18 protein-coding genes and 1 pseudogene are annotated in these 15,819 nt (G+C 62.8%); all 19 read left to right on the top strand.

Translation table 11 applies throughout. From position 1 onward, the window contains the following. Positions 1 to 4: 4 nt before the first annotated feature. Positions 5 to 466 (top strand): hypothetical protein, encoded by a 462-nt coding sequence (locus ACZ5YA_RS33925; protein WP_009242130.1) that lies wholly within the window; start codon positions 5 to 7, stop codon positions 464 to 466. Between the two features lie 12 nt (positions 467 to 478). Beyond that, entirely contained in the window at positions 479 to 739 is a 261-nt protein-coding gene (locus ACZ5YA_RS33920) for a hypothetical protein (protein ID WP_009242129.1), read from the top strand. A 17-nt stretch (positions 740 to 756) separates the two neighbouring features. Next, a complete protein-coding gene (locus ACZ5YA_RS33915) occupies positions 757 to 2,439 on the top strand; it encodes a zeta toxin family protein (RefSeq protein ID WP_029309681.1) in 1,683 nt (560 codons plus the stop codon). Positions 2,440 to 2,454: 15 nt separating this feature from the next. Beyond that, positions 2,455 to 3,666 carry a DUF1173 domain-containing protein gene (locus ACZ5YA_RS33910; RefSeq protein WP_009242127.1) on the top strand — a complete coding sequence of 404 codons (1,212 nt, stop codon included), beginning with the start codon at positions 2,455 to 2,457 and terminating at the stop codon, positions 3,664 to 3,666. Beyond that, positions 3,663 to 4,187, top strand: a complete 525-nt coding sequence (locus ACZ5YA_RS33905) for an HAD domain-containing protein (protein ID WP_464092891.1) — start codon at positions 3,663 to 3,665, stop codon at positions 4,185 to 4,187. Before ACZ5YA_RS33910 ends, ACZ5YA_RS33905 begins: the two co-directional genes overlap by 4 nt. A 155-nt stretch (positions 4,188 to 4,342) precedes the next feature. Then, the gene (locus tag ACZ5YA_RS33900) at positions 4,343 to 4,618 is read left to right on the top strand and encodes an HU family DNA-binding protein (protein WP_009242125.1); all 276 of its coding nucleotides are present in this window, start codon (positions 4,343 to 4,345) and stop codon (positions 4,616 to 4,618) included. 3 nt (positions 4,619 to 4,621) lie between these two features. Beyond that, complete coding sequence (locus ACZ5YA_RS33895) at positions 4,622 to 5,677, top strand: OmpA family protein (protein WP_143717909.1); 1,056 nt, start codon at positions 4,622 to 4,624, stop codon at positions 5,675 to 5,677. A gap of 9 nt (positions 5,678 to 5,686) precedes the next feature. Continuing rightward, positions 5,687 to 6,505 (top strand): retropepsin-like aspartic protease family protein, encoded by an 819-nt coding sequence (locus ACZ5YA_RS33890; RefSeq protein WP_260676278.1) that lies wholly within the window; start codon positions 5,687 to 5,689, stop codon positions 6,503 to 6,505. Then, positions 6,502 to 7,293 (top strand): hypothetical protein, encoded by a 792-nt coding sequence (locus ACZ5YA_RS33885; RefSeq protein WP_260676279.1) that lies wholly within the window; start codon positions 6,502 to 6,504, stop codon positions 7,291 to 7,293. Before ACZ5YA_RS33890 ends, ACZ5YA_RS33885 begins: the two co-directional genes overlap by 4 nt. After that, positions 7,290 to 7,691 carry a DUF1294 domain-containing protein gene (locus ACZ5YA_RS33880; RefSeq protein WP_143717910.1) on the top strand — a complete coding sequence of 134 codons (402 nt, stop codon included), beginning with the start codon at positions 7,290 to 7,292 and terminating at the stop codon, positions 7,689 to 7,691. The genes ACZ5YA_RS33885 and ACZ5YA_RS33880 overlap by 4 nt, the downstream gene beginning before the upstream one ends. Beyond that, complete coding sequence (locus ACZ5YA_RS33875; RefSeq protein WP_009242120.1) at positions 7,688 to 8,215, top strand: retropepsin-like aspartic protease family protein; 528 nt, start codon at positions 7,688 to 7,690, stop codon at positions 8,213 to 8,215. The genes ACZ5YA_RS33880 and ACZ5YA_RS33875 overlap by 4 nt, the downstream gene beginning before the upstream one ends. Further along, positions 8,212 to 8,676, top strand: a pseudogene (locus tag ACZ5YA_RS33870) (phosphohydrolase); the annotation flags it as partial. The gene ACZ5YA_RS33875 and the pseudogene ACZ5YA_RS33870, both read left to right, overlap by 4 nt. A 135-nt stretch (positions 8,677 to 8,811) precedes the next feature. After that, entirely contained in the window at positions 8,812 to 11,727 is a 2,916-nt protein-coding gene (locus ACZ5YA_RS33865) for a Tn3-like element IS1071 family transposase (RefSeq protein ID WP_003049965.1), read from the top strand. A 167-nt stretch (positions 11,728 to 11,894) separates the two neighbouring features. Next, positions 11,895 to 12,068, top strand: a complete 174-nt coding sequence (locus ACZ5YA_RS33860; protein WP_464092890.1) for a hypothetical protein — start codon at positions 11,895 to 11,897, stop codon at positions 12,066 to 12,068. A 715-nt stretch (positions 12,069 to 12,783) separates the two neighbouring features. Beyond that, positions 12,784 to 13,056, top strand: a complete 273-nt coding sequence (locus ACZ5YA_RS33855; RefSeq protein ID WP_009242148.1) for a hypothetical protein — start codon at positions 12,784 to 12,786, stop codon at positions 13,054 to 13,056. Positions 13,057 to 13,065: 9 nt separating this feature from the next. Then, complete coding sequence (locus tag ACZ5YA_RS33850; RefSeq protein WP_143717913.1) at positions 13,066 to 13,443, top strand: hypothetical protein; 378 nt, start codon at positions 13,066 to 13,068, stop codon at positions 13,441 to 13,443. 3 nt (positions 13,444 to 13,446) lie between these two features. After that, positions 13,447 to 14,433 carry a DNA primase gene (locus ACZ5YA_RS33845; RefSeq protein WP_143717914.1) on the top strand — a complete coding sequence of 329 codons (987 nt, stop codon included), beginning with the start codon at positions 13,447 to 13,449 and terminating at the stop codon, positions 14,431 to 14,433. Between the two features lie 155 nt (positions 14,434 to 14,588). Then, positions 14,589 to 15,008, top strand: coding sequence for a hypothetical protein (locus ACZ5YA_RS33840; protein ID WP_009242145.1), 420 nt, complete (start codon positions 14,589 to 14,591; stop codon positions 15,006 to 15,008). A 28-nt stretch (positions 15,009 to 15,036) separates the two neighbouring features. Continuing rightward, complete coding sequence (locus tag ACZ5YA_RS33835) at positions 15,037 to 15,819, top strand: ParA family protein (protein ID WP_143717915.1); 783 nt, start codon at positions 15,037 to 15,039, stop codon at positions 15,817 to 15,819.

The raw sequence follows: 15,819 nt of genomic DNA, 5'->3' as shown, positions 1-15,819 counted from the left end.
GAACATGAATCGAGAAACGCTTGAGCTGCTGGTTTTTGTGGGGATGTGCTTTGCCGCGTCCTACCTGTTGATGCGCGAGTTTCGTGCCTACCTGGATGCCGTCTTCAGCCGTTCCCCCGGAGAGCTGTGGGCCGATGTCTGGAAGCGCGCTCATGCCGAGCACGACCTGAACCGTAAGGCCCAGCTCGAAATGTTCGGCTCCAAGTGGGCGACCGTAGGGGGCCGCTTGCTTGTGGTGGGGCTTGTCATAGCTGGGGTGTGGTTTCTGGCTTTTGTCCCGGCTGCTGCCGTGCTGCTGGCCGTCTATCTGGCTTGGGGGTTGTACGCCACCCGCAGCCTTGGGCTGACGGCCAACGACGTGTATGCGCGCCTGCTGAAGCGCGACCGCATCACCTACCGCCTGCTGCACGCGGCCCTGTGGCCGCTCCATGCAAACCAAGCCAAGAACCAATCCGGTAATCAGTGAGGAATCCAGACCATGACCAATCAACTTTTCAGCCGTGCCGGCGTCCGCTACGAGGTGGCGCTGGATGTCCTGGGGGCCATCATCGCCCACCACTCCGAAGCCATTGCCGCCGAGCGCGAAAAAGCTACCCCTGACGAGGCCGTGATTGCGGCCGCTCAGAAAGCGAAGGACGAGCTGCGCACGATCCGCGAAGACCTCGATCCGAATGCTGACGAGGCCATCGAGCGCGTCATCACTCAGTACGGCCAGCAGGCCCGCGACCTTTACCAATAAGGCAGGAGGGCAGACAAATGGCTGGGGAGGTTTCCAAGTACGCAATGGAGAGCGCCTACAAAGACGTAGAGCGCGATGCACTGGCAAGAACGACGGCGCAGGAGAATCCGAAGGCGATCCTGTTGGGTGGCCAACCGGGATCGGGTAAATCGGCGCTGGCGGCCGAAGCGATCCGCGAGCTGCGCGCCAACGGTGGCGCTGTGGTGATCGACGCCGACCGGATGCGCGAGGAAAACCCGCGCTACAAGCAGCTTTCGCGCGAAGACCCCCAGCACGCCGCCGACCGAACGCAGAAAGAGGCCGGCGAATGGGCTACCCGCCTCACGCTGGCCGCCGTGGAGAACCGCCGCAATCTGGTGGTGGACGGCACGATGCGCAGCCCGGAGAACATCCGGGACTTGACCACTCGCCTGAAGGAACAGGGTTACGAGGTGGAGGCCAGAGTGTTGGCCGTCAACCCGGAAACCTCAGTGACCCGCGCACGGCTGCGCTTCGAGGAACAGGTGGCCGAGCGCGGCACCGGGCGGTTCGTCAACAAGGAACAGCACGACAACGCCTACAACGGCATGGTGGAGTCCGTGCGCGCCTTGGAGCGCGACAAGCTCACCGACTCGGTGCGCGTCTATGACGCCAACCAACGGCAAATCTACGAGAACAGCCAAGAGCGCGGAGAGTGGAAACGGCGAGCAGCAGCGGTTGATGTGTTGGAGCAGGAGCGCGGGCGCGCCTGGACGCACGCCGAGCGGCGCGATTACGTGTCCGCCCTGGACGACATCAATACGCTGGCCAAGCAGCGGGAAGGTGTGCGCGACAACGTGACCTACACCGTGGGCACCGTGGCCAAGAACGATGCGAAGGACTACAGCAACGTCAATGAAGCCGCCAGGGCCTTCCGGGATGCCAAGGCTGAAGACCAGCCCTATGTGATCCGCACCGAGCGCCTTCCCAATGGCCGGGAGTCGGCCTCGACGCCGGGGCAGACCACGTACACCGAGAAGGAGGGTGTGCGGGAGTATGGCAAGTACATCGGGGGCAACGACGAGGCCCTGAAGCGGGCCTACGCTGATGCCTTGCGGCCGGAACAGGAGCGCACCGCACGGCCGGTGCTGGCCGACCGTGACGAGCTGGCGGCCAAGCTCGAAGCGGCTCGAAACGACTTGGCCCGTTTCGAGCAGACCCCGGCCTATCAGCGCGCCCAGGCATTCGACCAGCTCACCAAGCGGGAGGCGCTGGAGCGCCACCCGGAGCTGGACGGGGCCTACAAGCAGCTTCACGACATCAAGCAGAGCTGGACACCTCAGACCAGTCAAGACCAGCGGGAAACCAGCTACTTCAATGCGCGTGCCGAGCTGTCCGAGCAGCTTCATCGGGGCCGCGTCCCGGAGGGAAGTGTCACCGTGGATGAATCGCGGCGCGTGATCGACATGGCCGCCAGTCATCGGGGCTTGGTGGTGCGGGATGCGCAAGAACTCAAGCAGGACGTGAAGGGCGAAGTGGTGGCCACCTCATCGCATCACGCCCTGGTGAAGATGTCCGACATGGTGGCTGTGCGCTACGAGAAGGAAGGGCTGGATCGGGATGTCCGGGTAGGCGAGAAAGTGACGATCCAGCACGGCAACGAAAAGAGTCAGGTGTACGAGCAGGGCAAAGAGCCTGCGCGGGAGAACGCGCGGGACGTGGGCCGGGACATGGGCCGGTAAGCAAGGGAGAAAAACATGGCGATCTACCAGATTGGCGGGCAATCCATTCATTCAGACGACCCAGCCTTGTCCGAGCTGCTGGCCAATATCTACAGCTCGCGGGAGCGGCCGCTGTGCCTGTGCCGTACCCCTGGCATTGAAATGTACGTGGCCAAGGTCGATGACAAGTACCTCATCAAACGGATGCCCAATTCTGGTAGCGGCCACGCCCCGGCCTGCGATTCCTACGAGCCGCCGCCCGAGCTGTCCGGGCTTGGCCAAGTCATTGGCTCCGCGATCCAGGAGAACCCCGACGAAGGCACCACGGCGCTGAAGTTCGACTTCGCGCTGTCCAAGGGGGCCAGCCGATCCGCGCCGGCACCGAGCGGAAAGGAGACGGATAGCGTCAAGACCGATGGCAACAAACTGACCCTGCGCGGCACCCTGCATTACCTGTGGGAAGAAGCGGGCTTCAACCGATGGGCACCGACGATGGCCGGCAAGCGCAGTTGGTACGTGATCCGCAAGTATCTGCTGCAAGCAGCCGAGGACAAGACTGCAAAAGGCGCGAGCTTGGCCGGAATGCTCTACATGCCCGAATCGTTCAACGCCGAGAAGAAGAACGAAATCACCCAGCGGCGACTCGCGCAGATGATGCGAATCGCCACGCCCGAGAAGGGCACCCGGCGCTTGATGCTGGTGGTGGGGGAGGTGAAGGAACTGGCTCAGTCGCGCTACGGGCACAAGATCGTCCTCAAGCACCTGCCCGATTGCCACTTCATGATGAACGACGACATCTACAAGAGGCTGCTCAAGAGATTCGAGGTGGAGCTGGGCCTGTGGGATGCCTTGGAGGGCACCCACCTGATGATGATCGGCACTTTCAGCATCGGCGCTACCGGCGTGGCCTCGCTGGAGGAAGTCGCGCTGATGTGCGTGACCGAGAACTGGATTCCGTTTGAAAGCACCTTCGAGAAGATGGCGCTCGATGCTCTGACGCAGCAGAACCGGCGCTTCATGAAAGGGATGCGGTACAACCTGCCTTCCACGCGGCCGCTGGCCTGCGCGGTGGCTTCGGATACCGAGCCGGAGCCGACCGCCATGTACGTGGTTCCGCCTGGGGCCAGTGAAGACTATGCGGCCGCCGTCGATGAATTGATTGCGGAAAGCAAGCTCCCTTCATGGAAGTGGGTGGCTGGCGAGGCTCCTATGCCGGCGCTGCCGGCGCTGCCGGAGCACGGCCGATGATGAGCGCCCTACTCCGCTTCGTCGGCATTCGCCCGACCGTCGCCCCGACTTTCGCGCGCGAAAGTCTGCCGGCGACTCAACGCGCAACACGATGGGCGCTTCAGCGTGCTCCCCGTGGCCCCGTCCTGATGCTGGACATCGACGGGGTTCTACACCCTGGCCAGTCTGGCACGCTGATTTACCTGCCCCTGCTGGAAACATGGCTGCGAACGCATCCCGATGTTGATGTGGTGATTTCGTCCAACTGGCGCGAGACGCACACGCTGAATGAGCTGCGCAACTTCTTCTCCATCGAGCTGCGCGAGCGCGTTATCGGCTGCACGCCCGTTTTGCCTGATTGCACCAGGCTGGACGAGATCCTTTGCGTTGTCCGCGAGTACGGCGTCACCCAGTGGGCTGCCCTCGATGACCGCGTGCAGGAATTTCCAGATACACGCCGGCTGGTGGCCACCGAGTATCTGGACGGACTTACCGGGGAGTCGCTGCTTCAGCTCACCCGCGTGATGTGGGCCGCACCGTGAAGGTGTGGAACGCCCTGCTTTGCCTGTTTGGCATCCATTCGCCGCTGTCCACGCCCATCTATTCGAGCTGGGACGGAACCCAAGTACATGAACGGCGCTGCGCCCGTTGCGGCAAGGTGCTGGGTCATATTCTCAACTGACACACGGAGATTTCCATGAACCGACAAGACCTGATCGACGCCATTGCTGAAGACACCGAAGCATCCAAGGCGGCCACCACGCGCTTTCTCGATAGCCTCATCACCATCGTACAAAACGAGGTGGCCAAGGGCGGCGCGGTGAAGCTCACCGGCTTTGGCACTTTCGAGAAAGCAGCCGTCGCGGCGCGCACCGGGCGCAACCCGAAGACCGGCGCGCCGATCAAGATTCCCTCGACCCACAAGCCGAAGTTCACGCCTGGGGCCACGTTCAAGGACTTGGTGAAGGACTGAACCATGAGCAAACATCCCGACTTGAACGGAACCGCGCTTGCGCTGCTGCGTGCGCTCGACCGTGGCGAAGTGCGGGGCATTCGGGTGCTTTCGGAACGCGCGGCGGGCCGCCCATTGTGCGGTGCTGTCGATCTGGCCGTGATGCGCGAGTACCTGGGTGAAACCCGCCACCTTATCGACCGCGGCTATCTGTCGCGCAAGCCTGCCGGCACATCCATCCGACTGTCTCTGACGCGCAAGGGCCGGCGCGCACTCCATCCTGGCACGCCGTTCTGGCCAGCGCCTGTGACTTGGGCGCTAGGGGCGTCCATGCTTGCCGCTGGCGTAACCGGATGCGCGCCGATGCCTCCCGAGCAACCCCGTGTGCTCCTGATGGGCGCGCCCGTGCTCACCGGGCTGGCCCAAGTGCGCGATCCACAAACCGGCACCGACTACTTTGTGCCATGCAATCCGTGTGCGGCACCAACGCCCAAGACTCCGATGCTGGGCAGCACCGATGCTGCACCAGAGGCGACCGGCAAGGCGGCTGCACGGCCGCAGCCTTCGGTCTTGGCCAAGCTAGACGCCCATACTGTCGCCACACTCGCCATCCCGGCCGAAGCGGATGCCATCCCGGCCGGCTCCGCCCAGCTCACCGACGACGTGCGCCCCGTGACGGTAGTTGCAGTCGGCCCGGCCACGGCCGCGCCAGTCGCGGCTACTGCCTCCAGTTCCTTGCGCTCGCTCCCGTTTTCTAGCTCCGTGGCAAATCTGAACGATGAGGCCAAGCGTAGCTTGTCCGAGCTGCTGCCACTGGCCATGACGGCCGAGCGCGTCTTGATCCGTGGCCGCACTGATTCGACCGGCACCGTGGCCGGCAATCGCGCCTTGGCCATCGCAAGAGCTGCGACTGTGCGCGCCGCGTTTGCCCGTGGTGGCGTTGACCCCCGAAAGCTGAAAGTCTCCTACTGCGTGACCTGCTTTGTCGCCTCGAATGACACCGAGGCTGGGCGCAGCGCAAACCGGCGCGTAGAGGTTGAGCTGGTGATGCCAGCGCCGGCCGTGGCCTTCAGTAAGTGAAAGCTGGCCATGAGCGCAGATGACCGGGATTGGTATCGAGAGCGGGCCGCGAAAACCATGCAGGATCATTACTATGACCCGAAGGTGTTTCGCGGTTCGCGCGAGGTTCGCGCAGACCAACCCCGTATCACCTTTTTGCAGTTCGTCATCGCCAATGCGCTGCCCTACGCCTTTCTGATTGTCGCGGGCGCGATCTGGCAAATAGCGCATGGGGCGACTCCACACGACGCCCTCTTGATGACGACCCAATGGCTCAAAGGTTTCGTGTTGAGCCATCCGGTCTTGTGCCTCCTGATGGTGGCCGGTGCGGCCTTCTACATGGCAAGGCCGCGCCTCGCCGGCATCGCCTATGTCTGGATCGGGATCGGGTTCCTGTGCTTTGTTGCCTTCGACTACTTCGGCAAAAAGCCTGCCGCCATGGCCGCACAACGAGCGGGCGAGCCGCCGCGCGTGGCCACCATGAGCGTGCCAAAGAATCAGCGCGGGCACTATGAGACGCCGGGCAGCATCAACGGCCAGCCTGTCACCTTCATTGTGGATACCGGCGCGGGCGTGACATCCGTTCCTGGCTCGCTGGCCAAACCCTTGGGCATCACATCATGCGAACCTCGCCAGTTCAGCACGGCGGCCGGCGAGGTCTTCGGATGCGTCGCCACGGTAGCAGAAGTGGTTTTCGGTTCCTTCCGTGCCCATAACGTCCAGGTTGCCGTCATGCCCACCATGAACGGCCCTGCATTGCTGGGCATGAACATCCTGGGGATGGTGCAGATCGAGCAACGCGGATCGGCGCTGCTGTTCTCCACCACCCATTTCCGAGAAGACGATTGAACATCAAGAACAACAAGGAGGAAAACATGCGTCACCTTCCGCTTTACCTGCTTCTGACCGCTGCGGCCGGCTGCACCCTACCTGCGCTGGCCAGTTCTGAAGCGGTGCCCGACGATGCTCCGGCTGCTGTAGCGGCCGCCACGGCCGCCACGGCCGCCGAGGTCAAGGTGGCCATCACCGGGCGCATCGACCTGACTGCTGATCGAGGGCGCAAAGTCTTCATCGAATTCCTGGCCAGCCCAAAGCTGACGGCCGCCGCGCGGGCTTCGCTGGCCTCCAGCGGCTTCGAGCTGGTGGACACCCGCGAACAGGCTGACGTGGTGTACGAGCTGGATGGTGCATTCCAGGCGCTGCGCCCCGCGACCCGGCGTACCGCCGAGGTTCGCGTGGGCGACTATGCCGAGAACCCCGCACCCTTGGCCACCAAAAGCGGCCGGGGCGGCTCCGTGATGCTGTCGCTGAACCCGCTGGCCATGCTGATCGGCACGATTGCATCCAATGTCGGGAATGCAACCGGCGCGCAGGACTCGGTGAACGCGGCCACGGCCGGCGACCCGGACGGCAAATGCCTGTCGCGCTGCGAGACGTGGCGCTACCGTCAGCGCAATGTCGTCAACCTGACGCGCAAGGAAGGCAGCACGGAACAGAAGTGCTCCGTGCTAGCCACGGCCGAGGATGCCGAGCTGGTGCCGGCGCGACTCATCCAGTCGTCCCTTGCGGGCTTGCAGGAGGCTGCCGGCTTGATTGTGGCCCTGGGCCTCTCCGCTGATCCTGCTTTGGCGAAATGAACGCGCCGGGCCTGTCACTGGCGGATCGCTTTTGGATCGCCCATCGCTGGGCCGCTTTTGCGCTGGGCACGGTGTTCCTTGTGGGCGTAATTGTCGCCGGCATCGCCGGGCGTATCCGGCCTCACTACGCTTGGGCCTATGCGCTCATGAGCAACTTGGCCTTTCTGGCCTACGGCCTCGACAAATCAGCGGCCGTCGCTGACCGTTGGCGCTGGTCTGAAAAGTCTTTGCACTGGATCGCGCTGCTATGCGGCTGGCCCGGTGCCTTGATTGGTCAACATGCCTTCCGCCACAAGTCGCGGAAGGCTTCCTTTCTGTTTTTCACCTGGCTGGCCAGCGCCGCGAACGCCGCTATTTTCGCGCACTTGACTGGCTTCTATCGCTGGAGTTGGCAATGAACGCTACTCGCGCCCTTGTGGCACTGATGGCCTGCCTTGCCATTGGAACATCGCACGCGCAGCAGCGCGAATACATCGTCTATGACGGCCAGAGCTACCCCGGCGACCAGCTAGACGTTGCGGCCGCCTCTCCCGTGATGGTCAAGCCGGCGCAGCGCCTGGGCAACGGGGACTACTCCATCCCGCGCGCTGCGGACGGCCACTACTACATCGCCGGGGCCGTCAACGGCTTTCCCGTGGTCTTCATGGTGGACACCGGAGCGCGCTTCACGACGCTGCCGGTCAAGCTCGCCCGCAATGCCGGCATCCGCGCCGGCCGCGCAACATCCTTTGACACGGCCGCAGGACGTGAACGTGGTGGCATCACTGCTGCCAACACGGTGATCGTCGGCCCCTTCGCCGTTGAAGGCGCGGCTATCGCCGTCCTGGAGCGCCTTTCCGCTCCGCTGCTGGGGATGGACGTGCTCAACCGCTTCCAGATCGCCTATTCGGGCGGCTTCATGATCTTGCGGGGCGGCCGATGACGCCGGCAGCAGCGCGCGCGTGGGTTCGGCTTCCTTCTGGCCGTCGCCTCGACCTCATCAATCCCGATCCCGGCGCTTGGCTCGACAGTGACCTTGCCTTGCGTTTGGCGCGGACGTACCGCTGGGGTGGGGAATCATCATGGCCCCTGCCCCTCTCTGTGGCCCAGCATTCGCTCCTGGTGCTCGCTTTGCGCCGGCAGTGGAGCGACACCCCTTTGCCGGCCTCTGACGCGCTCCTGGAGCTTCTACACGACGCCGAGGAAGGTTTCCTTGGGTTCGATTGCATTTCTCCGTTGAAGGACGTGCTGGGCCTTTCCTTCCGTGCTGTTTCGTCTCGCCTGATGGCTGCGGTTTCGGAACGGTACGAGCTGCGCGCTTGGTCGCCGGCAGCGCACGCCGTCCACAAGCGGGCCGACTCGGTGGCGGCCGCTTCCGAGGCTGTGCATTGCATGGGGTCTCCTCGTTTTCAGTGCAATAAGTGACGGTACGCAAAGCTAGCACTGGCGCGGGGGTGGTCTGGGTAGACCGTTGATTTCATTGACTTTCCTGTTCGCTTTGTAAACGGGTATGGTGGCCTCCCACTTTTGAGGTTCACGATGCAGGGTTGGCACACAACGTTTTTGGGGATGCGTGGGCTCCCCCGCGATATCAGCGACTTCGAGATGAAGGCATTTTTCACCTTCGATGGTGCCGAGCGCGACGCAATCAATGCACGCCGAGGTGATTCCCACAAGCTTGGTCTGGCGCTCCATATTGGTTTCCTGCGCATGAGTGGGCGTTTGCTCGGTGCCTTTCGGGTAATTCCAGTAGCCTTGTGGCGCCACCTTGGCAACGAGCTTGGCATTGCAGCACCAGAAGTCGCCTCGCTGAGAGCCATGTATGAACGCGGGCGCACGCTATTCGATCACCAACAAGTAGCCTGCACGGTCCTTGGATTCCAGTGGATGAGCGAGCACCAGCGCCGCTCACTGGTACGTGAACTGCGCGACGAAGTGGCGCGCTGCGCCGACCGCGATCAGCTACTCGTGCGGGCGCGTCAATGGCTGTACAAGAACAAGCTGGTGATCGTGCACGAGCGGGCAATTCGGACACTGATTGCGGCGGCACTTGCCCAGCTTGAAGTTGAAACAGGCACCGCCATCGCCGCCAGCGTTGATCCAGCAACACTTGATCGCTGGCGAGCCTCAGTTTCAGAGCTGCGCCCAGATGGACAAACCCAGCAGAGTTGGCTATGGGCTGCACCGGCGAAACACTCAACCCGCCAAATCAGCGAGGTACTGGAGCGCATCGACCTGCTTTACACGCTGGACGTTCATAAGCACCTGGCAGACATCCCCGATCTCATCTTGCGCCGCTACGCGCGCCGACTTGTCTCCAGGCCGCCCTCAGCCGGAGCCAAGATCAAAGAGCCAGCGCGCACCGTGGAGGTCGCATGCTTTCTTCGGTATTGCCTGTTCACCACCACAGACCAGTTGATCCTTATGGTGCAGCGCCGGATCGCCGATCTGTGGCGTCAGGCTGCCGCCGATGTCCCCGCTACCGTCAATTGGGCCGCAATGTACAAAACGCTGCTCGGCGAACTTGTTGCCTTGAGCGCGCAAGGTGCGGTGCCAGATGCTGAGTTGCGTGCCCGTCTTGAAGCCTTGATCACCGAAACCCAGAAACGCAAACCACCGAGCAGGGCCTCCCTGGTCCGCGAGGGATTGATTGATGGAATTCGCCCCGTGCGGTCGTTGCTCGTCGCCATTGCAAAGCTGCCCTGGCAGGCCACCGGCGAGCATCCTGCCATCGAGTACCTTGCCAAGCTGCAAGCTTTATATCTCAAAGGATCCAGAAAGCTGCCAGTTGAAGTGGTGGCACCAAGTCTGGGAATGATCTGGCAGGTTTCGATCTCCAGCCCAGACCGGGAACGGGCGTTTCAGGCGTTGGAGGTGGCCACCCTGTTTGCCCTGCGCCGCGCGGTGCGCAATGGCTCGGTCTGGATTGAGCACAGCCTGAGCTTTCGGGGTCGTGCGCGCTTGTTCTTCACGGACGAGCGTTGGCAGGCAGAGTCCAAGAAACACTATGCCCGTCTATCGTTACCCAGCAAGGCTGCCACTTTCTTGAAGCCTTTGCTGGCCAGAGTAACTGCCGGTGTCGATGCGGTGGCCGCTGCAGCCCGCAGTGGCGTACTGCGCGTGGATGATGAACTCCATTTGTCGCCATTGCCCGCAGAGGACGAAGACCCAGAAGTGACCAAGCTGCGCGCGGCTTTGGATCACCGCATCGGTGAGGTTCAATTGCCGGAAGTGATTCTGGCCGTTGACGCCCAGGTGCGCTTTAGCTGGATCATGCTCGGACGTGAGCCGCGCTCTACCGACGAGCTGCTGATGGTCTATGCCGGCATCATGGCCCACGGCACCAGTCTGACTGCGGTCGAATGCGCGCGCATGATTCCGCAATTGTCTGCCACCAGCATTCGCCAGGCCATGCGCTGGGCGCGGGACGAACGGCGTCTGAGCCAGGCCTGCCAGGCTGTGCTGGAATTCATGCAGCGACACCCGATTGCCGCCACCTGGGGGCGGTCCGATTTGGCATCTTCTGACATGATGAGCATGGAGACCACCAAACGGGTGTGGCAAGCCCGGCTTGATCCTCGGCGCAACACACCTTCCATTGGAATCTACTCCCATGTAAAAGACCGGTGGGGCATCTTCCATGCGCAGCCCTTTGTGCTCAATGAGCGCCAGGCGGGCGTGGCCATTGAAGGTGTCATCCGCCAAGAAAAGCTGGAGACCAGCCAGCTTGCTGTGGATACCCATGGCTACACCGACTTTGCCATGTCACATGCCCGTTTGCTTGGTTTTGATCTTTGCCCGCGGTTGAAGGAACTCAAACAGCGCCACCTCTTTGTGCCACGCGGCACCAAAGTGCCCGCAGAAATCGCTGCGGTGTGCGAAGCCAATGTCGACGTCGCTTTGATCGAAAAGCATTGGGATAGTCTGGTGCACCTGGCAGCCTCGGTCATGAGCGGACATGCCAGTGCGGTGGCAGCTCTTGCGCGGTTCGGTTCTGCCGCCCAGGGCGATCCAATCTATGAGGCTGGCGTGCAATTGGGGCGGTTGCTGCGTACGGCGTTTTTGGCTGACTACTTTGTCAAGGACGCTTTCAGGAACGAGTTGCGCCGGGTGCTCAATCGGGGCGAGGCTGTTAACGCCCTCAAGCGCGCCATTTATACCGGCCGGATCAGCCCGGCGCAGGCCAAACGTGTCGATGAAATGCAGGCTGTGGCCGATGCGTTGAGCCTGATGGCCAACATCGTGATGGCGTGGAATACCTCACAGATGCAGGCGGTCCTGGATCGCTGGTCGAACCGCCGCCAGGTCATTCCACCGGAACTGATCGGGAAGATTGCGCCCACCAGGCTGGAGAGCATCAACTTGCGGGGTGTGTTTCGCTTCCCGGTTGACCGCTATGCTGACCAAATCCTGCCTTCGCGGCCAAATGCATCGATAACTGGCACCAATGGATGAAACCGACCACGGTTTGACGCCACGAATCGCAGATTTGAAAGTGAACAGGAAAGTCAATGAAATCAACGATCTACCAACACCACCTCCGCGCCAGTGCTAGCTTTTCGTACCGTCACTTATTGCACTGAAAACGAGGAGACCCCTGCATTGGCTGGGCAGCTCATGAAGTGCGTGATGTCCTGGGCATCGTGCATCCGGTGCTTGATGTCGATCCGCTGGCTGAAATCTACGGTTGTCGGCCGTGGGAGCCGTGGGCGGCTGACGTTGCGGCCGAGCGGTTCCTGGATGCGCTGGAGTCGTTGCGTGCTGCTGTGCATGGGCAGATCGAGGCGCAAGCGTGACCCCTGGGCGTCTCCCCTGCGGGGCCGGGCTTTCGTGCTGCGCATCGAGCCGCCTGCGGCGTCTCGCCCCTTCGGGCGTCAATCCCTGACGCCTCCGCGCCGTGCCGGCGCTGCGCGCTCCGCTTGCCCGGCCTGAAGGCCGCACCGAGGAACTTTCGCGCGCGAAAGTTCGGGCTGTGGATCTGATCCGTGGTGTGCCGGCGCTGGTGCGCTGAATCCGCTACGCGCGGGGCCGCACCCCACCACTACCTCGCGCCTTTATTCGTCGTCATGGTGCCCTCCGGCCGGGCTTCTCCGGTCAAGGGCCGGGCTACGCCCTGAAATCCTCACCCGTTCGGTGCTCGCCCTTCGGGCTGCGCTCCGCGTGCGGCCTCCGGTTTCTCCCTTGACCGCGCCCGTCCTGCGTGCCCCTGGACGCCGAGGCGACGAGGTAGATGGTGGGATGCAAAAGCCGGCCCCGCGCTCCGCTGGCCATGTGGGTGATCGACGGGGAGCAGGACAGCTTGTGCCCCTGCGGGGCAAGAGCAACTGCAACACCTTGGGGGCCTGTTCCGGCCCCCAAACCCCGCCCCGAGGCTCAAAGGTAGCTTGCCTGAACCCCGAAGAAGCACAAGCCCGGAACCCGCGAAAAATCAGGCTTTTTTCTCTCGCAAACTATTGACGGTCAATAGTTTGATGGGTAGAATATGGGCATTGGTTGAGTAGGAGTTTCAGCATGGCAGATCAAGGCGCTTTCGACTTTGGCCCGGATGTTCCTCGGAGCGGCGTGGCTCTGAAGCGGGACTTCCACGGGTTCGCTCAATTCCGCGAGGACGAGCACAGCCCTTGGGTGTTCTACGTGTGCGGCTTCGACTCTACCGTGACCGGCGAGGCTGGCCAATGCACCGTGTTGCGTGCCGATGGCGGCCGCGAGTGCGTGCCCATCGACGCCGAAGATCGCATCACCATCGCCGGCCGCAAGTACGGCCGGAAGCACTGGAACCATTGAGGGCCTGCCATGCGCTTCCATCGTTTCGGCAAGTACGAGTTCCGCGACACCGAGCGCAAGCGTGCCGCTTTCGCGCGCAAGCAGAAGGCCGAGCGCGAGGCCCTTCCTCTGTTCGCTGACCAAGTGGCGGCCGAGCAGATCGACGTGGACGAGGAAATGATGGCTCGCCGGCTGCAATGGGAGCGTCAGCAAGCCACTGACCGCAAGCGCCGGGCCGACAAGTGGCGCGAGGCGCGGCGGCGTCTCAATGGCTACCAAGAGCCGGTGCGCGGGGCCTTGCTGGCGTACTGGCAGGGATGCAAGTGGCCTGCCGATCCGAGCTACTTCCTCTCAATGCTGCACATGTACGACACCGGCCGCCTCTCTCTCAACATCCCGAAGGCTTGAACCATGTCCCACATCCTGATCGACCACCTGACACAAGCCGCATCGTTTTACCGTGGCCAGCTCCGTGCCTCTACGCGCGCGGTGGCTTACCTGAAAGCGCGCGGGCTGCGCGGTGACATCGCGGCCCGCTATGGCTTGGGCTATGCACCGGCCGGCTTCCAGGCGCTGCGCGAGGCATTCCCGAACTACAACGACCGTGCCTTGGAGAAGGCTGGGCTGGTGGCGGTCAACGACGGCGGCCGGCGTTATGACCGCTTCCGCGACCGAATCATGTTCCCCATCCTCGATGACGCCGGCAGCGTGATCGGCTTCGGCGGCCGCGTGCTCGAAGGCGACGGGCCGAAGTATCTCAACTCACCGGAAACCGAAGTTTTCCAAAAGGGGCGCGTGCTGTTCGGTCTGACCCAGGCGGCCGAGGCCATTGCCGCGACCGGCACGGCCTACGTGGTGGAGGGATACCTGGATGTCGTCAGTCTGGCCCAACATGGTGTGCAGAACGCCGTGGCAACGCTGGGCACGGCTACAACAGGCCAGCATGTGGAGCGGCTGCTGGGCTTGGCCAAGCGCGTGATTTTCTGCTTTGACGGAGACGACGCCGGCAGGCGGGCGGCAGCGCGCGCCCTGGACGTGTGCCTGCCTCATGTCACCGACGCGGCCGACGTGAGTTTCCTTTTCCTTCCGCGCGACCACGACCCGGACAGCTACGTGCGCGCCAAGGGTGGGGATGCCTTCAACGACTTGGCCTTGGAGGCTTCGAGCCTCGAAGGCTTCTTCCTGGCCAGCGCGATGCAGGGTTGCCAGTTGGAGTACGCCGAGGGCCGGGCGCGGCTGGTTGCCACGGCTGCGCCGCGTCTCCAGCAGATCAATGCACCGGCAATGCTGTGCCGGATTCTGACCGCCATTGCTGGGCCGTCCAAGTTTTCCGTGGGCGAGCTGATCGACTTATGCGGCTTGGAAAAAAACATGCTTTCAACTATTGACCGTCAATAGTTTTATGGTAGAATTCAACTCATCGGCAGCGGATGGACGGCCGATGAACCCCGGAAACAACTGTGAGCAGACAGTGGGGCGCTGAACCGATCTTTCGCACGCGAAAGGGACGATCCACCGAAGACCATCATCAACATGACTTAGGAGCTTTGACCATGCGTACTACCGTTTATGCCCGCCTCTTTGACCGACTGGCCGACCTGATCCCCAGCCTGCAATCCGCCCGCGCTGGTGCGGTTTTCTGCGCCCCTCCGCGAATCCCTGACGACATGGCCGTGTATTGCCACATTGCGGCCGCCGAGGGTGACATGCGCCTGATCGAGCTGGCCGACGACAACCAGAAGAAGGGCACGGTAATGCCTGCGCCGTGGCTCAAGCTGCGTGTGGATATGGCCAACAAGCTGGCCGAGGTGCTGGAGATGGAAGACACCTTCGGTTATCAGGTGATCTACACGGGCGGCAGTGCGGTGAATCCGCGCCGCGCCCAAATCAACATGTTCGCTATGAACTGGCTGCAAGTCATGGTGAATTTTGAGCTGTGCTTCCAGCCTGCCGACGTGTCGGTGGCGGCCTGATCGACAACCAGGGAAAGGACGAACGATCATGAAAACCATCGCTATCGCCAACCAGAAGGGCGGAGTCGGCAAGACCACTGTTGCCCGCAACCTGGCTTTCTTCGCCATCGAGCGCGGCTTGCGCGTCCTGTGCGTCGACCTCGATCCGCAAAAGAACTTCAGCAAGACCCTCCGGGCACTGCGCGAGCGTACCGTGGGCGACCAGGGCGACGAGCTGCAATCGCTGACGGGTAGCGCCTTGTTCGACGGAGAGGCCATCGAACTGCAACCGCTTCCGTGCGGGGAGTACGCTGCGCTGGTGGCTGCTGACCGCGAGCTGGTGGACGTGGCCAGCCGCCCGCTGGAAGACCTGCACGCCCCGCGCGCTGCGCTTGCCAAGCTGGCCAAAGACTTCGACGTGTGCATCATCGACACGGCCCCGACGCTGGGGAATCCGCTGTATGCCGCGCTGATCGCCGCTGACTTCGTGGTGTGCCCCTGCACGATGGATCAAGACGCCATCGACGGCCTGGGCGACCTGTTTGAAGACATTGCGCGCGTGCAGCAACTGGAATGGAACGCCGACCTTGTGACGCTGGGCCTGCTGGCCAACCGCGTCAATACCCGCCGCGCCTTCGACCGCAACGCCCTGGAGCAACTGCGCGACGAGCTGGGCGAGGTGGTGATGGAAGGGGTGCTTTACGACCGCGCAGCCACGCAGTACGCCAAGGATCGGCCGGTGTGGCGCGTGCAAAGCGGCGAAAGCCAAATCCTGGCCGCCCGCGAAATGAAAGCGGTGTGCAACCAGATTTTCGACAAAGCCGCGATCTAA

The sequence above is a fragment of the Achromobacter sp. JCM 18799 genome, assembly GCF_055395645.1.
This window is presented reverse-complemented; position numbering and strand designations above follow the sequence as displayed.

What these genes read in the sequence shown, in the direction of transcription:
- ACZ5YA_RS33925 (WP_009242130.1), top strand. Translation starts at nt 5, where the DNA reads ATGAATCGAGAAACGCTTGAGCTGCTGGTTTTTGTGGGGATGTGCTTT.
- ACZ5YA_RS33920 (WP_009242129.1), top strand. Translation starts at nt 479, where the DNA reads ATGACCAATCAACTTTTCAGCCGTGCCGGCGTCCGCTACGAGGTGGCG.
- ACZ5YA_RS33915 (WP_029309681.1), top strand. Translation starts at nt 757, where the DNA reads ATGGCTGGGGAGGTTTCCAAGTACGCAATGGAGAGCGCCTACAAAGAC.
- ACZ5YA_RS33910 (WP_009242127.1), top strand. Translation starts at nt 2,455, where the DNA reads ATGGCGATCTACCAGATTGGCGGGCAATCCATTCATTCAGACGACCCA.
- ACZ5YA_RS33905 (WP_464092891.1), top strand. Translation starts at nt 3,663, where the DNA reads ATGATGAGCGCCCTACTCCGCTTCGTCGGCATTCGCCCGACCGTCGCC.
- ACZ5YA_RS33900 (WP_009242125.1), top strand. Translation starts at nt 4,343, where the DNA reads ATGAACCGACAAGACCTGATCGACGCCATTGCTGAAGACACCGAAGCA.
- ACZ5YA_RS33895 (WP_143717909.1), top strand. Translation starts at nt 4,622, where the DNA reads ATGAGCAAACATCCCGACTTGAACGGAACCGCGCTTGCGCTGCTGCGT.
- ACZ5YA_RS33890 (WP_260676278.1), top strand. Translation starts at nt 5,687, where the DNA reads ATGAGCGCAGATGACCGGGATTGGTATCGAGAGCGGGCCGCGAAAACC.
- ACZ5YA_RS33880 (WP_143717910.1), top strand. Translation starts at nt 7,290, where the DNA reads ATGAACGCGCCGGGCCTGTCACTGGCGGATCGCTTTTGGATCGCCCAT.
- ACZ5YA_RS33875 (WP_009242120.1), top strand. Translation starts at nt 7,688, where the DNA reads ATGAACGCTACTCGCGCCCTTGTGGCACTGATGGCCTGCCTTGCCATT.
- ACZ5YA_RS33865 (WP_003049965.1), top strand. Translation starts at nt 8,812, where the DNA reads ATGCAGGGTTGGCACACAACGTTTTTGGGGATGCGTGGGCTCCCCCGC.
- ACZ5YA_RS33855 (WP_009242148.1), top strand. Translation starts at nt 12,784, where the DNA reads ATGGCAGATCAAGGCGCTTTCGACTTTGGCCCGGATGTTCCTCGGAGC.
- ACZ5YA_RS33850 (WP_143717913.1), top strand. Translation starts at nt 13,066, where the DNA reads ATGCGCTTCCATCGTTTCGGCAAGTACGAGTTCCGCGACACCGAGCGC.
- ACZ5YA_RS33845 (WP_143717914.1), top strand. Translation starts at nt 13,447, where the DNA reads ATGTCCCACATCCTGATCGACCACCTGACACAAGCCGCATCGTTTTAC.
- ACZ5YA_RS33840 (WP_009242145.1), top strand. Translation starts at nt 14,589, where the DNA reads ATGCGTACTACCGTTTATGCCCGCCTCTTTGACCGACTGGCCGACCTG.
- ACZ5YA_RS33835 (WP_143717915.1), top strand. Translation starts at nt 15,037, where the DNA reads ATGAAAACCATCGCTATCGCCAACCAGAAGGGCGGAGTCGGCAAGACC.